This window comes from Lactococcus sp. dk101, from assembly GCF_009601055.1.
In the GTDB taxonomy this organism is placed as follows: Bacteria; Bacillota; Bacilli; order Lactobacillales; family Streptococcaceae; genus Lactococcus.
In genome coordinates, this window is record NZ_WITI01000008.1 from 1 (window position 1) to 20,891 (window position 20,891).

Here is a 20,891-nt window from a genome sequence, read left to right on the forward strand (position 1 = left end):
ATTAGAAATGATCTTTTTAGCGTACTCTATTCTTCTAAAGCTGGCTAAAACATTGAAACCAGAGACTTTGAAGTACTCAATTGGCTATCAAGTGATGGCAAAATAATCAACTAGCAATTCGGGTATTGTATAGAAATTTTAAAAAATGATAAAAATGTGTTGTTCAAATTAAGAAAACATTAAAATATATTTACTTATTTTATATATATAATCTTTTATGAAAGCCTATTCTAATCATCTTTTGACAAGACCTTAGGAAAAATTCATGCAATAAATGTGAAAAAAATGAAAGAATTAGTAAAAAATAAATAATAAAATTATTAGAATTATTCTATATAATAACAAATAAATAATATTATAAAAAGATTGTGAAATTACTCAATGGAGATGACTATCAGCATTTAAGTAAGCGGATACTTTTTTTGCTTATGTTATAATATGAGATGAGATAAAAAGATAAGAGGAAAACACTTGAAATTAGCTGATTCAGTCGTTGTAAAAAAAGAAAAGATTACAGGGACTTTTAGAGCAAATGCCAAAGGATTTGGCTTTGTTTCACCACTTGATGCAACAAACAGAAAACAAGATGTCTTTATTGGCATGAAAAATACACTTGATGCTTTGGACGGCGATGAAGTACTTGTCGAAATATTGCATACTGCTGAACAGTCCAAAAAAGGTGCAGATGGTAAAGTGCTTAAAATTACCAAACATGCGACTGTTGATACTGTTGGAACATTTATTCCATTTTCAAAAGAAGATAATAGTGGCTTGTTGGGGCAAGTTTTGTTGTACAATGATAAAATTACGGCAGCCCTGTATATCACCCATTCTGATGCAGCACTTTTACCAAACGATGTTGTGCGCGTGCATATTGACCAATATCCAAATAAAAAAGATGCCAAATCATTCCGTGGCATAATTACGGAAGTGATTGGACACCAAGGAGATGTTGGACTTGATATTTTGGAAGTGCTTTGTGCCATGGGAATTCCTGAACAATTTCCTGATGAAGTCATGGAACAAGCAAACGCCATTGCAGATGAAATTTCGGCTGATGAACGACAAGGTCGTGTGGATTATCGAGACGAAATCACTTATACAATTGATGGGGCAGACTCAAAAGACCTGGATGATGCCATTCATGTCAAAAAATTGGCCAATGGCAACTTTGAATTAGGCGTGCATATTGCCGATGTAGCACATTATGTGACCGAAGGTTCACCGCTTGACGAAGAAGCACTGTCGCGTGCAACTTCTGTTTACGTGGCAGACCGTGTTGTGCCAATGCTCCCTGAACGCTTGTCAAATGGCATCTGCTCATTAAACGAAGGCGTGGAACGCTTGACTCAATCTTGCGTCATGGAAATCGATGCCAAAGGCAAAATTTTATCAGCCAAAATCAATCCATCCGTTATCAAGACAACCTATCGCATGACTTATGATGCGGTCAACCAAATGATTGATAAAGATGAAGCTGCGCTTTCTGAATTTAGTAAAATTAAAACTTCCGTGGAAATCGCAACAGAATTGCATGAGGTCTTGTACCAAATGCGTTCAGAACGTGGGGCGATTGAATTTGACGATGCCGAATCAAAAATTATTTTGGACGAAAAAGGCATTCCAGTTGATATTGTCAAAAGAGAACGCGGTACTGCGGAACGTATGATTGAATCGTTCATGTTGGCGGCCAATGAATCTGTAGCGCATTATTTTATCAGTCACAAATTACCAGCTATTTATCGTGTCCATGATGAACCTAAAAAAGAAGCTTTTGCCAAATTAATGGTTTTTGCTGGAGATTTGGGCTACTCAATTTCATCTTCAAGTCATCAAGCGCTTGAATATTTCATGGAAAGCATCCAAGAAACACCAGAAGAAGCTGTTTTATCGACCATGCTTTTGCACAGTATGTCAACTGCTGTTTATTCCGAAGAAAATACGCATCACTTTGGTCTTGCGGCGCCAGATTATACCCACTTTACAAGTCCAATTCGTCGTTATCCTGACTTGTTGGTGCACCGTTTGCTCCATTTTTATGCTGACCATCAGTTGACCAATGAAGAAAAGACTGAACTGGAGGCAAAAATTCCACCGATTGCCAAACAATCTAGTGATATGGAACGCCGTGAAGTTGTAACAGAACGCATTGTTGACGCCATGAAAAAGGCAGAATACATGACGCAATTTATTGGGGACAGTTTCTATGGAACAATCAACGGTATTCAAAAATTTGGGATTTTTGTTCAACTTGAAAATTCTGTTGAGGGCTTGATCCGTTTGAATTTGCTTAAAGGCGAAGCGGGCGACCATTTTGATTTTGATGAAGAACAACAAATGGTTATCGCAAGCAAGTCTAAAACGACATTTAAAATGGGACAACCGATTAAAGTTAAAGTAATTGCAACTAATAAACGTAAAGGTGCAGTTGACTTTGAACATGTTTTAGTGACTTCCGAAAATGACTAAAAAATCCTAAGGGATTTTTTTATTTTAAGTAAAATAATTGCTAAATTTGGGTCTTTTGTTAAACTAGAGAAAGAGAGAAAAAATTGTCAGCGCTGACGGAGGAATAAAGAAATGATGAATATTGTATTTTCAGATATTGACGGCACTTTTCAAGGCTTAGGTGTGCCAGTTGACCCAATCAATCTTGAGGCAGTCGATTACCTCAAAGGAAGAGGGGATCATTTTGTTTTTGTCACTGGCCGCGGCATTGATATGGTGGAAATGATGCAAGAAGAACTCGGGATTTCTTGTGACATCATTTTTGGAAATGGAGCTGGATTAAAAAAAGACGGCCAAACGGCCACTTATCGTAATTGCCTCACTTTGTCAGACTTGGAAGCAGTGCTGCCAATTTTAGAAGGACTTGGGTTGCTTTATTTTGTCCATACAGACAAAGAAACGGTCATTCCTACTGTCGATCGATTTGATCAAAACCTGGCTGATTTGGCAGAAAGTCTGGGAAGTCTTGGGGAGACGGGGAAGCAGATTATGGCTTATAAGAAAGATTATTTTGAAAATGAATGTCATCAGGTACCCGATGTTCTAGCCTTTTTCAAGGCGCATCCTGATCGACACATTGTCAAAATTGAACTGATGGAAGCGAGCGACCGTAAGCATGAAGTTGTGCGTGACCAGCTGTCAGCACTGACAGTCTTCGTTTTTAGTTCCTTTGTCCATACGCTTGAAATTGTCAATCCGTTGAGCACTAAAGGTGCGGCAATTCGGAGTTATTTACAAGATTTTACCGCATATAAATCTTTCGGGATTGGCGATGGTGAAAATGATTTACCCATGTTTGAAGCCGTGGACGTGGCAGTGGCTATGAAAAATGCGCCTGAGGACATCAAAGCGAAATGTGATGTGGTGGCTGAATCTTGCGAATCCGGTGGTGTTGGCAAATTCATTTTTGATTATTGCAAATAAAAAAGAGCCGAGGCTCTTTTTCTTATTGTAATTCGATGACCAGATTATCGCGTTTGGCTCTTCCCATCATCAACATCACGTAGTAAATCAAGAAAGTCAATGCGGCAGACAAGACAACTCCTACAAGAATAAAGGTCATAAAGCTATTAAAATCGCTTGACCAGAGATTAAGTGGCACAATCAGCGAATTGAGACCAAGACCTGCTAATTCATAGCTGACTCTGAAATTAAAGGCAACAGTGGCAAGTGGGGCACAAATTGCAGCAGCAATAAATGGCGGAATAATCATTTGTGGGTGATTGATTAGATTTGGAAATTGAATTTTTGGTGTAATAAAGCATTGGGCAATGTTTGCACCAGGTTTGTTCACTTTCCAGCTCATGACAGTAAAACCGATAAATTGGGCGGTACATCCAATCAAGGCGGCAGCAGAAGACGCAGGGTCAAGCTGTAAAGCAATGGCAATCGCAACAGATGAAGCAGGCGTCATTAAGAGCGTGCTCCAGCACAAAGCAATCACAATCGAACCAATGATTGGTGAAATCGCAATACTACTTGCCATGAATGCACTAACAGAAAGTAAGAGTGGAGTGGTTACTTTGGCCAACAAAATCCCTGATAATCCACCGATGAATAAGCTTGAAAAAGGAACCAACAACATGTCAAGTGGTGTTTTCCCAGTCAAATATTTTCCGACAAGTGCAGCAATAATCCCTGCTAAAACGGCACTAATCGGCTGACCAGAATTAATCACGAGTCCGCCAGCAGCTTGAGCGGCGACGCTACCAGTTATGGCAAGTCCCTCAACAGGCGCTTGAGTAAAATTAATGGCATTGGCGCCGACGGTTGAAGCAATCATTGAGCTAAAAACGACCAAAGTGTTAGTTTTTAGCTGAAAAGCAATGGCCGCACCAAAAGCAGGGGCCAACAACATTTTAGCAATGGTTCCAATTTGAGTAATTCCAATAATTCCAGTTAAATTTCCAATTGTTTCAAACAACAAGCCAATTCCCAAACAAACCAAAACGGCGTTTGAGATTCCGGCGGAAATGCGATAGGCATAGTCTTTGATAACAGTTTTTTTCATAACAATTCTCCTTCAAGTGGTATTAAGATAATAGTCTAACAAAATATTCAGACTATTTCAAATATAATAACATTTACTGAAAATTTTATTTTTAATTTTATCCCATTCATCACAAATAATGTCATTTTATGAAATTTTTTTGTATAATTAGAATAATAAAATAATTTGAATTAAGGAGAAATTTTTCATTTTGTGTCAATGTTTTTTTGAATGGAAGATGGATTGATAGGGAGAAAAAATGCAATTTGAAAACTTAAAAAAGAATACCAAACTGAGAAGATGGCTTGTCCTCTTGATTGTGATTGGGCTCTTTTTTGTCCTTAAAGACATCGTTTCTCTTGTCTTATTGACTTTCGTTTTATCTTATTTGAGTACACGGATTTCTCATTTTTTCAAAAATAAATTTAAAATTCCGGAAAAGATAACGGTAATCCTCTTATATCTTTTGATTATTGTACTTGTTTATTTGGCTCTGACCATTTATGTACCCATGCTCGTAACGGAAATTCTCAAGCTTTCAACGGGAGTTCAAAAATTTTATGCCACTCTTAAGTACAATAATAATTCGTTCGTGATTGAAATGTACAACTGGGTGCAAAACTTTAATATCGGCGAAAAAATTCAGAAAAACGCCAGTTTGATTTTGGATTATGCGACAAGTTTTGGCAAATCAATTTTGGCATTTGTCATGGCCTTTCTGTTTAGCTTTTTCTACAGTTATGATCGAAAAGAAACCAATGCTTTTTCTAAGAAATTTGAAAAAGGAGATTTGGGTTGGCTCTTTAGCGATATTGCCTATCTTTTACGGACATTTTCTGAAAAATTTGGTATCGTTATCGAAGCTCAAATCATGATTGCAGCAGTCAATACCTTCTTGTCTCTCATTTTCTTGAGCTTATTGAAATTCCCTGCCCTCTTAAGTTTAGGCGTTATGGTCTTTATTTTAAGTTTGATACCGGTTATGGGCGTTGTCGTGTCCTTTATTCCGCTTGCAGTGATTGGTTATTCAATCGGTGGCATCAAGACAGTTGCCTTCGTTCTCTTAGCAATTCTTGCCATTCATGCGTTTGAGTCTTATTTTCTCAATCCAAAACTCATGTCACATAAATCAAATCTTCCCATTTTTTACACATTCTTACTCTTATTTTTGGGAGAAAAATTATTTGGTGTTTGGGGACTTATCATGAGTATTCCAGCTTTCCTCTTTTTGATGGAACTCTTGCAAGTGGACAAAAACGAAGATGACCTTTCAAGTAAATCATTAAACTGAGAAAGTAGTATGCTCTTGACTGCTTGAAGTCACATAAAAATAAAAAAAATGTTAAAATTAAAACAGGTAAGTTGAAGCTTATCTGTTTTATTATTGGAGTTGATAAATCAATTTCATATTGAGATGACAGATGATTTCAGAGCAACTGAATTGTGAAATAGAAAAAAACTGTGAAACACAGTGGAGGTAAAATAAGAATGGTGATACAATGGTTCCCAGGACATATGTCAAAGGCACGTCGTCAGGTGCAAGAAAATTTGAAATATGTTGATTTTGTGGTGGAACTGGTCGATAGTCGTTTGCCAATGAGTTCAAGAAATCCAATGCTTGGAAAGATTATCGGAGATAAGCCACGGATTGTGGCCTTGAATAAGGCGGATTTGGCTGACCGTGTTTTAGTGAAGCAATGGATTGAATGTTTTGAAAGTCAAGGCTTTATTGCTTTGGCAATCAATTCTAAAGAAGATTATACAGCAAAACGCTTGACAGTAGCCGCAAAAAAACTGATGGCCGACAAATTGGCGCATGATGCGGAACGTGGCATCAAAAATAAATCCTTACGAACCATGATTGTTGGGATTCCAAATGCAGGGAAATCAACTTTGATGAACCGCCTCGCTGGCAAAAAAGTGGCAATTACGGGAAACAAGCCTGGTGTTACTAAAGGACAACAATGGTTGAGAACTAATCCAGATTTGGAAATTTTGGATACACCAGGGATTTTGTGGCCAAAATTTGAAGACAGTCAAGTAGGTCTGAAACTGGCTTTGACGGGTGCAATTAAAGATCAACTTTTGCCAATGGACGAAGTGACTATCTTTGGTCTCACTTACTTTTTAGAGAATTACAAAAAAGAGACCATGAAACGTTATCGCATGAAAGAAGCCGATTTAGAGCTTGAAATTCCTGAATTGATCATGGAATTGACAGCACGTTTTGGCTTCCGCGATGATTATGATCGCTTTTATGAAATGTTTGTTAAAGATGTCCGTGACGGACGCTTAGGTACTTATTGCTTAGATAAACTGTTATAAATAAAATTGGGGGATTTTATGGTACAAACAATTAAAGAAATCAAAAACTTGCTGTCAGAGCTGACAGATACTGCACATCCAATGTTCAAAGATTATGCTTCCGACAAACGTGTCGGGGTGCAAAAAGCGATTGAACAACGTAAAAAACAACTTTTGGCTGACCGTCATGAAGATGAACGTTTAGAAGAAATGTTGACGTATGAAAAAGCCTTGTATGAAAAAGGCCTTACTTTGATTGCGGGGATGGATGAAGTTGGGCGTGGCCCACTTGCTGGTCCAGTCGTTGCTGCGGCAGTGATTTTGCCCAAAAATTGTAAAATCAAAGGTTTAAATGACAGCAAGCAAGTACCAAAATCAAAACATCAAACCATTTATAATGAAATCAAAAAACAGGCAATAGCCATTGGGATTGGCCTTGTAGATCACGCTGTCATTGATGACATCAATATTTACGAAGCCACAAAAATTGCTATGACTAAGGCACTTTCTGATTTGGAAGTTCATCCAGAACATGTCCTTATTGATGCCATGAAACTTGAACTTCCCATTCCGCAAACAAAGATCATTCATGGTGATGCCAGAAGTGAGTCTATTGCGGCTGCCAGCATTGTCGCCAAAGTTACACGTGACGAGATGATGAAAGATTTCGCAAAGATATATCCTGGTTATGATTTTGAGCATAATTCAGGTTATGGAACAGCAAGTCATCTGGAAGCATTGAAAAAACTGGGTGTGACGCCCATTCATCGCTTGAGTTACGAACCAGTCAAAAGTATGGTTGAGTCATCTAAAGATTAGCAATATTTCATAAATAGTTGAAAATCTTGTCATAGTCTGCTAAAATAGCCTTGTAATTATATTTTGAAACGAAAGGTAAAGCGATGGATACTGAATTAATCAAACGTTTAGTTGATGAAACCAATCAAAAGGGATCTGCTAAATATCGTACTTATGTTTTAACAAAAAATGAACAAGGTTACCAGTTGACCATGAATAAAAAACCAATGGTCAATTTCGTGATCACTGGTTATGAACAAGGTTATCTTGAAGAAAATATGGCCAAAACGGATTATCAAATCAATACGGTAGCAAATCTTCAAGCCTTCTTAACAGGACAGTATTAAAAAAAACGTGCGTGCACGTTTTTTATTTGTCAAAATAAGCGTCTAAAATTTCCATTTTTAGTTTTGTCAGCTCTGACAAAGGAGCCGTCAATTGGCTGCGGATGAAAATTTTATCTTGCAAGGTGATAATGCCTAGAAATTGAACCTGCGGATAGTTTTGATTGACTTGAAGGATTTTTTCTTTCCAGTCTTTTAGATTGTAAGTCGTTACAGGAACATCCAGTAAGACTGAGCGGTCGCCATAAGAATAATTTTTGAGCGATTCGATGTTACGGTTGGGGATATAAGTGGTGGCACCGTCCATTGAGGTGAGCGTGATGGAGCGGATACCGACAGCTTTCACAACACCCTCAAGGTCTAAGTTTTCAAAGCGAATGGTGTCTCCCACGTTGATTTGATGTTCAACGATGATAAAGAAACCATTGATGATGTCAGCCACTAAATCACGGCCAGCAAAACCGAGTGCCACACCAAAGATACCAGCTCCCGCTAGAAGATTGCTGACAGGAATTCCTAAAATGCCAAGCACAGTATAAACATATAAAAAAGCAGTGACGTACTGAATACCAGAAACTGAAAGTTTAGAAAATGTCAAAATGCGAGCAGTATCACTGCTTTTTCGTTTACTGTAATTTAAAAAGAGTTTCCGAACAATGTATTTGCCGACCCGATTAAGTACGACAAACAGGAGGCTGACCCAGATGAGTTCGATTGATTTATCAATAAGGAGGCTACTAAAGCTCTCCCAATTAAAGGATGAAAGTTTCATATTTTTACCTAATTTTCTGAATGTTTTCTTGTATTTCGTTCAAAAAAATACTATAATCTCTATTATAACAAAAATTTAAAAAACAACGAAAAACGCTTGAAGTTGTTTCGATAATTCGAGGAGGAATAATAATGACTGTTGAACTTGACTGGGAAAATCTGGGATTTGAGTATCGTAACTTGCCTTTTCGCTACATTTCTTATTACAAAGATGGAAAATGGGACGAAGGAAGCTTGACGGGAGACGCTCAATTACACTTGAGTGAATCATCTCCCGCCCTTCATTATGGGCAACAAGGTTTTGAAGGCTTGAAAGCTTATCGGACTAAAAATGGAGACATTCAACTTTTTCGTCCTGACCGCAATGCGGCTCGTTTGCAAGCAACGGCAAAACGCTTGCGCATGGCAGAAGTCCCAACGGAAAAATTTATTGATGCAGTCATGCAGGTGGTTAAGGCAAATGAAGAATTTGTTCCTCCTTACGGAACTGGAGCGACCCTTTACATTCGTCCACTTTTGATTGGTGTAGGAGATGTAATCGGCGTTAAACCAGCGACAGAATATATCTTTACGGTTTTTGCCATGCCAGTTGGGTCTTATTTCAAAGGTGGACTTGCACCATCAAGTTTCGTGATTTCTCGCGAATATGACCGTGCTGCACCACTCGGCACGGGAGGTTCAAAAGTTGGTGGCAACTATGCCGCATCGCTCCAAGCTGAAGTTGAGGCAAAAGAAGGCGGCTATGCCGATGCCATTTATCTTGACCCTGCCACCCACACAAAAATCGAAGAAGTCGGCGCTGCAAATTTCTTTGGAATTACAGCCAACAACGAGTTTATTACACCGCTCAGCCCATCGATTTTACCATCCATTACCAAATATTCACTCTTGTACTTGGCAGAACATCATTTGGGCATGAAAGCAATCGAAGGCGATGTTTATGTGACAGATCTGGATCAATTTGTCGAAGTTGGTGCATGTGGAACTGCGGCTGTCATTACGCCAGTTGGTTCGATTGATGATGGTGAAATTCATCATGTCTTTCATTCGGAAACAGAAGTTGGGCCTACCATTCGTCGCCTCTTTGATGAGTTGGTCGGTATTCAATTTGGAGATGTGGAGGCACCAGAAGGTTGGATTTATAAAGTAAAATAAATAAAAGCGCTCGTTAGAGTGCTTTTTTCTTCTATTAAAAAGCATAAAATGTAAAACCAATTTTACATTTGTTAATAATCGTCAGAAAATATTGATTTTTACAAATAATTCGAGTAAAATGAATTGTAAACTTTTTAATAGAGGTTAAAAATAATGGAAATAAGAGATAAAAAAACAGCTTTGAGACACACCCTCTGGCAACCTGAATTTGAGTCTGATGCTTGTGGAATGGGCTTTATTGCACAAATTGATGGCAAGGCAAGTCATCTACTTGTTGAGCATGCATTGACCATGCTCAAACGCATGAATCATCGAGGTGGAACGGGTGCTGAGCCCGAAACCGGAGATGGGGCAGGTGTCTTGTTAAGCTTGCCTGACGAATTTTTCAGAGCAGTCCTAGCTGATGAAAATATCCAACTTCCTACATTGGGGAATTATGCAGTTGGACAATTCTTTTTAACGCGGGAAACATTTCGTAAAGAAGAACTTTTAGATGCCATCAAAGCGGAGGTCAAAGCTAAAGGAGATGAAGTTATCTTTGTCCGTCAGTTGCCTTACAATTACTCAGCTTGTGGCCTTTCAGCGCAACAAATCATGCCTGCATTTGTTCAAGTCTTTATCGAGAAAAAAGCTGTCAGTGCTGACAATGCTTCTTTTGAACAGACACTGTTTCAAATTCGGCGTCGTTTGGAGAAACGCTTTGGCGAAGAGGAGCTTTATATCTGTTCTCTATCCAGTCGCACCATCGTTTATAAAGGGATGCTGCACGCTTATCAAGTCAAATTATTTTATCCGGACTTATCAGATGAGCGCTTTAAATGTCATCTTGCATTGACCCATAGCCGTTTTTCTACCAATACTTTTCCCTCATGGGATCGGGCGCAGCCATTTCGATTTTTAGCACATAATGGCGAAATCAACACCCTGCGAGGTGCTGAAAATTGGATGAAGGTTAACGGCATTGAAATCTACAATGAAAATAACTCGGACTCTGCCAAGTTGGAAAACTGTATGGAGTATTTTTTACGGCGAGGCATTGAAATCCCAGAAAGTTTGTTGATGATGATTCCAGAAGCTTGGAGTGAAGAAGCTGGCTTAAGCCCAGAATTGTCGGCATTTTATGAATACGCGACGTCGCACATCTCACCATGGGATGGGCCTGCCGCTCTGGTCTTTACGGACGGAAAAACGGTTGGCGCGAGATTGGACAGAAATGGCCTTCGACCAAACCGCTATATCGTGACGAAAGACCGCTTTATCATTGCTTCAAGTGAATCTGGTGTGGTAGATATTCCGGCTTCTGAAATTGTCGAAAAGCGTGTTTTAGGGCCAGGGAACATGATTTTAGTTGATACCGAAAAAGGTGAAATCATCCGAAATGAAGCGGTCAAAAAAAGCATTTCACAAAAACATCCTTATGAGAAATGGCTTAAAGACGGTCTTAAAAAGCTGTCAGAGCTGACAGAACGCAAAAAAGTTCCAGCGATTTCTGCTGACCGAATGAAAGAGCTTTGGAAAGTCTTTGGCTATAACGATGAAATCATTCGAACGGTCATGTTGCCGATGGCAACCAATGGCGAAGAGCCAATTATTTCGATGGGCTTTGATGCACCTCTGGCTGTTTTATCAGACCAAGCTCAGTCGCTTTATACCTTCTTCAAACAGCAGTTTGCTCAAGTCACAAATCCACCGATTGATGCCATTCGAGAGAAAATTGTCATTGGAACGGAAACCTATTTAGGTGCTGACGGAGACCCCGCGTGTGTCAGTGCTGACAATGTCAAAAAATTGAAATTGGATAGTCCTGTTTTATCAACTTTTGAGTTTGAAAAAATCTTGGCACTTAAGAAAGAAAACTATCATACTGAACTTGTTTCAACCCTCTATGATGAAAATGATGTGCTTGAAAATGCCTTGAATAAACTATTTTATAAGGTTGAAAATTTAGTTTCAGATGGGGCAACAATTATTGTATTAAGCGACCGTGATTTTGCTCAAGGGAAAGTTGCTATGCCGATTTTACTTGCTTTATCGGGCTTATATCACTATATGCTGGGGCGGCAAGCCGCAAGTAAGTTCGCCATTATTGTCGATACTGCTGAGGCTTGCGAGGTTCACCATTTTGCAACTTTGGTTGGCTTTGGGGCGTCTGGCATTCATCCTTATGGCGCTTATGCGACTTTGAAAGACTGGGAGTTTGGTCAGGAAGAAGCCCTAGAAAATTATCGTCATGCGGCTGAAAAAGGCATTGTAAAAGTCATGAGTCGTATGGGAATTTCCACAATATCAGGTTACAAAGGCGCACAACTTTTTGAGGCCATTGGTCTATCTAAAGCAGTCATTGATAAATATTTCACGGGAACAACGACCCGTATCGGTGGTTTATCTCTTGCTCAGGTCGAAAATGAATACCGCAAACGCTACGAAAAAGCTTATGGGCGCAGAAAAAATGATCCACTTGAAACAGGCGGAAGTTTCCAATATCGCGCAGATAAAGGTGAGACACACCTTTATGATCCCGTCATGATTTATCAAATTCAAAACGCGGTCAGAAATGACAACTATGAGCAATTTGAAAAGTACATCGGCCATCTCAACGAGATAACCACAAAAAATCCAACCAGTTTACGTCATCTATGGGACTTGAAGTCACCACGCCAAGCTGTTGCTCTGTCCGAAGTGGAACCGGCCGAAGTGATAGTCAAACGGTTTAAAGTCGGTGCCATGAGTTTTGGATCGCTTTCACAAGAAGCTCATGAATGCATTGCGAAAGCCATGAATTCCATCGGTGCTAAGTCCAATTCTGGCGAAGGTGGCGAAAATGTTAACCGCTACAAAAATGCTAATAATTCAAAGATTAAGCAAGTCGCTTCTGGCCGTTTTGGCGTTTCCGCAGCTTATTTGATGTCGGCAGAAGAAATACAAATCAAACTTTCACAAGGAGCTAAACCAGGTGAAGGAGGCCAACTTCCCGGTAAAAAAGCTTTTCCTTGGGTTGCCGAAGTTAGAAATTCAACACCGGGTGTGAGTTTGATTTCACCGCCACCTCATCACGATATTTATTCGATAGAAGATTTGGCTCAGTTGATTTTTGATTTGAAAAAAGTCAATCCCTTTGCCAAAATAAATGTGAAATTGGTTTCCTCAACAGGCGTGGGAACTATTGCGACAGGGTGTGTGAAAGCAGGCGCTGATAAAGTCGTTATCTCAGGTTACGATGGTGGAACGGGAGCAAGCCCGCGGAATTCAACACGCGATGCTGGATTACCTTGGGAAATGGGACTCATCGAGACACATCAGACCTTAAGCATGAACCATTTGCGAGATCGAATGACGCTTGAAACAGACGGAAAGATTGTGACGGGACGGGACATTGTGATTGCTGCGGCACTGGGTGCAGAAGAATATTCTTTTGCCAGTCTTGTTTTGGTTGCAATCGGCTGTATCATGACGCGTAACTGTCATCTAAATACGTGTCCTGTTGGCATTACAACACAAAATCCAAGTTTACGCGCCAATTTTGCAGGGAAACCTGAACATATTGTACGTTTGATGTTCTTTATGGCAGAAAATCTTCGTAAATTGATGGCAGAACTGGGTTTTCGTTCTATCAACGAACTCGTGGGCCATTCAGAAATCTTGACTGAAAAGCAGGATTTACCAGACAAAATGCGTGGGCTTGACTTCAGTCGAATGATTGGACAAGCCTTGCCTATTTTGCCCAAAACACAAAATCCATTTGCTGAAACTAAAAAATGGCGAGAACTCGATGCCGTCGCTAAAGCAGCATTAGACAGTGGGGCTAAGACGCAGGTCAGTGAAAACATCTCAAATATCAATCGCTGTGCGGGGGCTAGAATGGCAGGATGGGTTGCGGAACGCTATGGGAATTTTGGCTTACAGGACGGCAGCATAAAAACAGTTTACACAGGCGTTGCGGGCCAGTCATTTGGCTCATTTGCAACGGCTGGAATGGAATTAAGCTTGATTGGCGAAGCCAATGATTATATCGGTAAATCCCTGTCAGGCGGGCGTTTGATTGTCAAACCGCCACATGATGCGGCCTATGATATTGAAAATACAGCTATTGTGGGCAATGTTTCCTTGTTTGGCGCCATTAAGGGTGAAGCCTATTTTAGAGGACGAGCGGGAGAACGCTGTGGCGTAAGAAATTCGGGTGCTCAGTTTGTTGTTGAAGGCGTGGGGGATCACGGCTGCGAATACATGACAGGTGGTGTTGCTGTTATCTTAGGAACAACGGGGCGGAATTTTGCAGCAGGAATGTCCGGTGGAATAGCTTATGTCTATGATGTCAATGGCGATTTCGCTACAAAGGTCAATCCTGAAATGGTGGACTGTTTTGGCTTATTTGAGATTGCGGGAGATCAGGTCCTACAAGAATTATTGAGAAAACACCTGCACTATACAGGATCAAAAAAAGCAAAAATGATCCTAGAAGATTGGGAGCATCAACAGGAAAAATTTGTTAAAGTTTATCCGCGTGAATTCCACCATATCAATGTTGTAGAGGCTAGTCTACAAGCAAAAGGACTTACTGGCGAGCGCTTGATCTATGAAACATTTGAACACGTTCAGATTGAACAAGGTGTAATGAGAGGAGGCAAAAATGGCTGATCCAAATGGTTTTTTAACATATGAAAGAAAAGATAATCCTTATCGGGAGATTGCTGAGCGGGTGCGCGATTTTGCTGAATTACAACTCCCCTTATCCAATGAAGAACGGAAAAAGCAAGCGGCAAGATGCATGCATTGCGATGTTCCATTTTGTCATTCAGGTGTCTTTTATGGTGGCAAACGTGCTGTTTCTGGTTGTCCCAATGATAATCACATTCCGGAATGGAACGATTTGATTTATCGAGGCGCTATGAAAAAGGCTTATGAACGTATGAGCTTAACCAATCCCTTTCCCGAATTTACGGGCAGAGTTTGTCCAGCACCTTGTGAAAAAGCCTGTGCCGAAGCTTTAAATGGCAGTGGAGTTACGATTAAGGACAACGAACGTCATATCGCTGATACCGCAAATGAAGCAGGTTGGGTGCTTGAAATGGGAAAACCGAGTCAAAAAACGGGTATCAAAATTGCAATCGTTGGCTCTGGGCCTGCTGGTTTAGCAGCGGCTTGGCGGCTGACTCAACTTGGACATTCGGTTACAATCTATGAAAAATCAGACCGCTTTGGCGGCTTACTCATGTACGGTATTCCAAACATGAAATTGGATAAGGCCATTGTTCAGCAAAGAATTGACTTGATGCACCAGTTGGGCGTGACATTTATCGCCAATGCCGAAGTCGGAAAAACCATAAGTTATGACGAGCTTCAAAAGACTTATGCGCGCGTGATAATTGCTACAGGAGCTGGGGGTCCGCGGGATTTAAAGGTTGTCGGTCGCCAGAGTTCAGGCATTGAATTTGCAGTTGACTTTTTAACGCAAACCACCAAACGTTTGCTTGTCAGTGCTGACAAGAGCTTAGAGCCATCTTTGAGTGGCAAGAAAGTGATTGTCATTGGTGGTGGCGATACTGGAAATGACTGTATCGGAACGGCGGTTCGCTTGGGTGCGGCATCGGTCAAACAGTTCGAAATCACGCCAGCCCTCCCACTTTCAAGAAATGCAAACAATCCGTGGCCGGAGTGGCCAATGATTTTAAAAGAAGGGTATGGACAAGCAGAAGGTCAATTTGCTGGGAATAATGATTTGACCGAATACACCATTGCAACACAAGCCTTTGTCAGCGATGACAAGGGTGCTGTTAAAGGGATAAAAGTAGCACAAGTGGGCAGTGATTTTAAACCAATCGCTGGAACCGAACAAGTTATCGCAGCAGATTTGATACTGCTTGCCATGGGCTTTGTCGGAACAGATACGGCAGTTCTTGACGGCTTTGATGTGACCGAAATTGACAATGACTATGCCACAAATAATCCTCATGTTTTTGTCTGTGGAGACGCAAGGCGTGGCCCGTCGCTCGTGATTTGGGCCATCCGAGAAGGGAGAAAAGCGGCTGAGTTTGTTGATAAAAGCTTAGAAGCGCTCATAAAAATATCTGTCTAAGCTGACTTATTTTTCAAAATTTTATAGAAAGTAAGGTATAATAAGATAAAAAGATGGAGGACTCATGAAAACACCATTTGTAACTAAAAACCAACTCGAAAAAATCACTGAACAATACCCAACGCCCTTTCATATTTATGATGAAAAAGGCATTCGTGAAAAGGCTAGAGCATTAAATAATGCTTTCTCATGGAATAATGGCTACAAAGAATTCTTTGCGGTTAAAGCGACGCCGACACCAGCTATTTTAAAAATCTTGAAAGAAGAAGCTTGCGGTGCGGATTGTGCCAGCTATGTTGAACTTTTGATGGCAGACAAATGTGGATTTGACGGAGCAAATATCATGTTTTCGTCAAATGATACGCCAAAAGAAGAATTTTTATTGGCTAAAAAATTAGGGGCGACAATCAACTTGGATGCTTACGAGCATATTGCCTTTCTGTCAGCGCTGACAGAAACCGATGGCTTTGAATTTCCTAAAACCATGAGTTTGCGTTACAATCCTGGCGGTGTCTTTGCCATGGGGACTAAAATTATGGACAATCCCGAGGATTCTAAGTTCGGTATGACGCATGAGCAACTGCTTGACGGTATTTTACAACTCCAAAAACAAGGTGTTGAACATTTTGGTATTCACAGCTTTTTGGCTTCCAATACCGTAACCAACGATTATTATCCAGAACTTGCCCGCCAATTATTTGAATTTGCACTTGAAATTCGTGAAAAAACGGGTGTAACACTTGATTTCATCAATTTATCAGGTGGGATTGGTGTGAATTACCGTCCAGAAGAAGTTGAAAATGATATTGCTGTCATTGGTGACGGCGTTAGACGCGTTTATGAAGCGACTTTAACTGCAAATGGCATGGGGCAAGTCAAAATTTTTACTGAGCTTGGCCGTTTTATGTTGGCACCTCATGGCTTGCTTGCCACACGTGTTTTACACCGTAAAAAGACTTATCGCACATATATTGGCGTTGATGCTTCTGCGGTCAATTTGATGCGTCCTGCCTTTTATGATGCCTACCATCATATTACAGTTTTGGGCAAAGAAAATGAGACAGCTACAGAAATCGTAGATGTGACCGGTTCTTTATGTGAAAACAATGATAAATTTGCTAAAAACAGAAGTCTTCCTGTGATTGAACCAGGCGATTTGCTTGTCATTCATGACACAGGCGCGCATGGCTTCTCAATGGGCTATCAATACAATGCCAAATTACGTTCGGCAGAGCTTTTACTAAAAGAAGATGGGCAAGTTCGTCTCATTCGTCGAGCTGAAAAACCTGAAGATTATTTTGCAACGATTGAAGGCTTTGATTTTGAATAAAAAAGACCAGCAGAAAAGCTGGTTTTTTTGTCTCTCTTTTTTTGAAAATGACCATTAAAATTTTTTAAGATTAGCAGATAAAAAGCTGACAAAATACATAAATTTTGATATAATGTTTAAGTAAACGTGACCATATTGGCCACACAGAATTAGGAGATGACTAATGAATTTAGTTTTAGCTATTATTTTAATGATCGTTTTTGCACTTGCAGGCTTTGCTGGTGGGACTTACTACATGCAACGTCAAACGAAAAAAATGTTGATTGAAAATCCACCACTTAACGAAGATGGTGTGCGTCTCATGATGAGTTCAATGGGCCGTAAACCTAGCGAAGTTCAAGTTCAACAAGTACTTCGCCAAATTCGTGCTGCCGCTAAACAAGCAGACAAAGACGGAAAAAAGAAAAAATAATCAAATGAAAAGGTACTTTGCTTTTGGGCAAAGTATCATTTATCAAATGAATAATTAAATATTGGGAGGAAATGATGAACAACAGACCAATCGGATTACTTGATTCAGGTGTCGGAGGACTAACAGTTGTTCGCGAAGTTCTTCGTCAATTACCGAATGAAGAAATTGTCTATATCGGAGATACCCGTCGCGCCCCTTATGGGTCACGAACTAAAGAGCAGATTACCGCTTTTACTTGGGATATGGTCAATTTTTTGCTATCTAAAAATGTAAAAATGATTGTCATGGCTTGCAATACAGCCACCGCAGCCGCACTTGAAGAAGTGAAGCAGACTTTAGATATTCCAGTTCTTGGCGTTATTTTGCCTGGTGCGTCTGCTGCACTACAAACAACACAAACAAAAAAAATCGGAGTTATTTCAACTCAAGCCACACTTGATTCGAAAGCATATGTTAAAAACATCATGCAAAGAACCAGTGACGCTGAGGTGTTGAGTCTAGCTTGTCCGAAATTTGTTCCGATTGTGGAATCAAATGAAATGAATTCAGAGATTGCTAAAAAAGTGGTTCACGAAAGTGTTCAATCGCTTGTTGGCAAGGTGGACACTTTGATTTTGGGGTGTACACACTATCCACTTCTGAGACCCTTGATCCAAGAAGCAATGGGCTCAGAGGTTAAATTGATTGATTCAGGTGCTGAAACCGTACGCGATATTTCAGTCTTGCTGAATTATTTCGCATTAAATGGCGATAAGCGGCAAGAAAATCATCATGAATTTTACACGACTGCTAGTGTGACACCATTTTATGAAATTGCACACAACTGGCTCGATGGATTAGAAGACCTCAAGGTTTTCCATGCCGAAATTGAAACGAAGCCTAAAAAAGTCATGTTAGTTGCGACGCACAATCAAGGAAAAGTTAGAGAATTTGAAAAACTATTTGGTAGCTTTGGCTATCAGATTAAGAGTTTGAAGGATTTTCCAAATCTGCCTGACATTGACGAAACAGGGACGACTTTTGAAGCAAATGCCAGACTCAAAGCAGAACAAATATCAGCGCTGACAGGTGAACTTGTCATTGGTGACGATTCAGGCCTTTGTGTTGATGCATTAGGTGGACGCCCTGGCGTCTATAGCCACCGTTATGCTGGCGAAGATCCTACGGATGCACAAAATAATGCCAAGCTTTTGCAAGAATTATCAGCTACTGAAAATCAGCCAGAAAAACGAACGGCGCATTTCCATACAACACTTGTAGCTGCTCGCCCACAACATGAAAGTTTAGTGGTTGAAGCCGATTGGCAAGGACATATCGCCACTCAAGCGCAAGGCGAGAATGGCTTTGGCTACGATCCCCTTTTCTTGCCGGAAAACAGCTCTAAATCTGCGGCTGAATTGTCGGAAGAAGAAAAAAATGCCCAATCGCATCGGGGACAGGCACTTCAAAAATTGATGTTGGCTTTGCCAGAATGGCTTGAAAACAAAGCCTAAAGGAGAAATGATGTTTGTTGTCATGTCTGATTCTCATTATGATCGACAGGTTGTAATGGCAATCAAAGAAAAATACCAAAATACAGCGTCGGCCATTTTTCATTGTGGCGATTCTGAGCTTGATAGTTCTGATCCGATTTGGTCAGGGCTGACCGTTGTCCGTGGAAATTGCGATGACGATCCGGGTTATCCAGAAGTAGATAGCAAACGCGTTGAAGGAAAAAAGGTGCTGATTACTCATGGTCATCTCTATAATGTTGGCTTTGGTTTAGATCAGTATTCCTACCTTGCTGAAGAAGTGGGTGCAGACATTGCGCTGTTTGGCCACATTCATCAGCCTGTTGCCCAACGGATCAATGGAATTTTGTACTTAAACCCAGGATCAGTTGCACAACCACGCGGCCACTACCAGATTAAGATGTATGCCACTATCGAAGTGAGTCAGGATAAGTATATTGTGTCTTATCGTGATCTCAATCACCGTCCGATCAAAGAATTGCAGTTTGTTTTGTAATCTTATCAACTTACCTATGGAGTAATTAGCCAATGATTGACAAATCGATTAAAGCCTTTATTTTAGACCAAAGCGAGACCTTTGTGAAGAAAGCGGAAGATGTCGCTGTACTCTACGCCGAACATAACCTATCGCATGCCAAATTACTTTTGAGCCAATATCAGTACACTCGGGTTCCTGTTTTAAATGAAGCCAAGGCCTATGTGGGCGTGATAGGGCTGACAGACATTGTCAATTATGAAATGATGCATGAAAATGCGTCGGATGTAAAAATTTCAGAAGTGGTCAATAAGGAAGTTCCTACCTTACAAGCTAACTTTACTTTGGAAGAAATTTTAAATCTACTCGTCAAAGAGCCATTCATTCTCGTCTTGCAGGGGGAAACCTTCAAAGGAATTGTGGTTCGTCAAGAAATTCTAAAGGCATTTAATGCTTTTGCACATGACTTTACAAAAAAATATGAAATTAATGAACGAAATTGATGATTTTTTAGACAGTAAAAACTTCTCACAGAACACAAAATCGAATTATTACTACGATTTAATTGCATTTACTCATTTTTTTGAGAACAAAAAAATTTCAGAAACGGGGCTGGAGCTTTATCGAGCCTCTCTTGTCAATGCAGCCATTTCGGCACAGAGAAGAAAAATTTCAAGCGTCAATCAATTTTTGCTTTATTTATACAATCAAAAAAAGATTGACCATTTTTACCATTTGGAGCAGGTGTCTTATCCTAAGTCACAACCGCAAAAAGCTGCACATCCTATGTATAAGGAATTTCCAGAATTCTACAAGGATTTGCAATCGCCAGGTCAATTTCTGGCCCTCTTAATCTTGGAATTTGGACTTAATTTTTCAGAAATTCAGCAGCTTGAATGGCGAAATTTTAATTGGAATTTCAAAATTTTGACCATTGAAAAAAAGGGCATGACACGTGTACTGCCCATTCGTGAAAAATTTGCATTACGGGTGCGTGGCATTACAAATGCGGATGAATTATTCAGCAAGACGCGCCAGTTTTTGTATTTGGAACTAAAAAAATATACGACTTACTCTTCAAAAGAATTGAGAGAACAATATATTTTAAGACAGATCAGATCAGGAAAAACCATTTACGAAGTCGCAGAAATGCTTGGTTTATCAACCATTATCACGCTTGAAAAGTACTACCGTTAGGAACATTACATAAATTAAATTAC

17 protein-coding genes and 1 pseudogene are annotated in these 20,891 nt (G+C 40.1%); 16 read left to right on the forward strand and 2 right to left on the reverse strand.

Annotation, left to right across the window (positions count from 1 at the left end):
* The 3 genes and pseudogenes from GHI45_RS07055 to GHI45_RS07065 form a co-directional block, all read left to right on the forward strand.
* Positions 1–106, forward strand: a pseudogene (locus GHI45_RS07055) (IS982 family transposase); the annotation flags it as partial.
* A 365-nt stretch (positions 107–471) separates the two neighbouring features.
* Positions 472–2,469: a ribonuclease R gene (gene rnr, locus GHI45_RS07060; protein ID WP_147780194.1), complete on the forward strand. Its 1,998-nt coding sequence runs from the start codon at positions 472–474 to the stop codon at positions 2,467–2,469.
* Positions 2,470–2,580: 111 nt separating this feature from the next.
* Positions 2,581–3,432, forward strand: coding sequence for an HAD family hydrolase (locus GHI45_RS07065; protein ID WP_228386047.1), 852 nt, complete (start codon positions 2,581–2,583; stop codon positions 3,430–3,432).
* A gap of 22 nt (positions 3,433–3,454) precedes the next feature.
* On the opposite strand, the gene GHI45_RS07070 is transcribed toward GHI45_RS07065, so the two are convergent.
* Complete coding sequence (locus GHI45_RS07070; protein ID WP_147780193.1) at positions 3,455–4,519, reverse strand: PTS transporter subunit IIC; 1,065 nt, start codon at positions 4,517–4,519, stop codon at positions 3,455–3,457.
* A 238-nt stretch (positions 4,520–4,757) separates the two neighbouring features.
* On the opposite strand from GHI45_RS07070, the gene GHI45_RS07075 reads away from it, so the two are divergent.
* The 4 genes from GHI45_RS07075 (at position 4,758) to GHI45_RS07090 (ending at position 7,947) form a co-directional block, all read left to right on the forward strand.
* On the forward strand, positions 4,758–5,789 hold the full coding sequence (locus GHI45_RS07075) for an AI-2E family transporter (protein WP_147780192.1): 1,032 nt from the start codon (positions 4,758–4,760) through the stop codon (positions 5,787–5,789).
* A 197-nt stretch (positions 5,790–5,986) separates the two neighbouring features.
* Entirely contained in the window at positions 5,987–6,823 is an 837-nt protein-coding gene (ylqF, locus tag GHI45_RS07080; RefSeq protein WP_147780191.1) for a ribosome biogenesis GTPase YlqF, read from the forward strand.
* Positions 6,824–6,841: 18 nt separating this feature from the next.
* Positions 6,842–7,621: a ribonuclease HII gene (locus GHI45_RS07085; RefSeq protein ID WP_147780190.1), complete on the forward strand. Its 780-nt coding sequence runs from the start codon at positions 6,842–6,844 to the stop codon at positions 7,619–7,621.
* A gap of 83 nt (positions 7,622–7,704) precedes the next feature.
* Positions 7,705–7,947: a hypothetical protein gene (locus GHI45_RS07090; RefSeq protein WP_147780189.1), complete on the forward strand. Its 243-nt coding sequence runs from the start codon at positions 7,705–7,707 to the stop codon at positions 7,945–7,947.
* A 22-nt stretch (positions 7,948–7,969) separates the two neighbouring features.
* On the opposite strand, the gene GHI45_RS07095 is transcribed toward GHI45_RS07090, so the two are convergent.
* Entirely contained in the window at positions 7,970–8,716 is a 747-nt protein-coding gene (locus GHI45_RS07095; protein ID WP_147780188.1) for a mechanosensitive ion channel family protein, read from the reverse strand.
* Positions 8,717–8,847: 131 nt separating this feature from the next.
* Between GHI45_RS07095 and GHI45_RS07100 the strand changes: the two genes are divergently transcribed.
* The 9 genes from GHI45_RS07100 (at position 8,848) to xerD (ending at position 20,868) form a co-directional block, all read left to right on the forward strand.
* Positions 8,848–9,870, forward strand: a complete 1,023-nt coding sequence (locus GHI45_RS07100) for a branched-chain amino acid aminotransferase (protein WP_147780187.1) — start codon at positions 8,848–8,850, stop codon at positions 9,868–9,870.
* Between the two features lie 153 nt (positions 9,871–10,023).
* On the forward strand, positions 10,024–14,505 hold the full coding sequence (gene gltB / locus GHI45_RS07105) for a glutamate synthase large subunit (RefSeq protein ID WP_147780186.1): 4,482 nt from the start codon (positions 10,024–10,026) through the stop codon (positions 14,503–14,505).
* A complete protein-coding gene (locus GHI45_RS07110) occupies positions 14,498–15,943 on the forward strand; it encodes a glutamate synthase subunit beta (RefSeq protein WP_147780185.1) in 1,446 nt (481 codons plus the stop codon). Before gltB ends, GHI45_RS07110 begins: the two co-directional genes overlap by 8 nt.
* A 64-nt stretch (positions 15,944–16,007) precedes the next feature.
* On the forward strand, positions 16,008–17,273 hold the full coding sequence (locus GHI45_RS07115) for a diaminopimelate decarboxylase (protein ID WP_147780184.1): 1,266 nt from the start codon (positions 16,008–16,010) through the stop codon (positions 17,271–17,273).
* A 163-nt stretch (positions 17,274–17,436) separates the two neighbouring features.
* Positions 17,437–17,685, forward strand: coding sequence for a YneF family protein (locus GHI45_RS07120; RefSeq protein ID WP_147780183.1), 249 nt, complete (start codon positions 17,437–17,439; stop codon positions 17,683–17,685).
* 74 nt (positions 17,686–17,759) lie between these two features.
* Positions 17,760–19,178, forward strand: a complete 1,419-nt coding sequence (gene racE, locus GHI45_RS07125; protein ID WP_147780197.1) for a glutamate racemase — start codon at positions 17,760–17,762, stop codon at positions 19,176–19,178.
* A gap of 10 nt (positions 19,179–19,188) precedes the next feature.
* Positions 19,189–19,692: a metallophosphoesterase gene (locus GHI45_RS07130; RefSeq protein ID WP_147780182.1), complete on the forward strand. Its 504-nt coding sequence runs from the start codon at positions 19,189–19,191 to the stop codon at positions 19,690–19,692.
* Positions 19,693–19,724: 32 nt separating this feature from the next.
* Positions 19,725–20,174 (forward strand): cyclic-di-AMP-binding protein CbpB, encoded by a 450-nt coding sequence (gene cbpB / locus GHI45_RS07135; RefSeq protein WP_147780181.1) that lies wholly within the window; start codon positions 19,725–19,727, stop codon positions 20,172–20,174.
* Entirely contained in the window at positions 20,161–20,868 is a 708-nt protein-coding gene (gene xerD / locus GHI45_RS07140; RefSeq protein ID WP_228386048.1) for a site-specific tyrosine recombinase XerD, read from the forward strand. Before cbpB ends, xerD begins: the two co-directional genes overlap by 14 nt.
* Positions 20,869–20,891 lie beyond the last annotated feature (23 nt).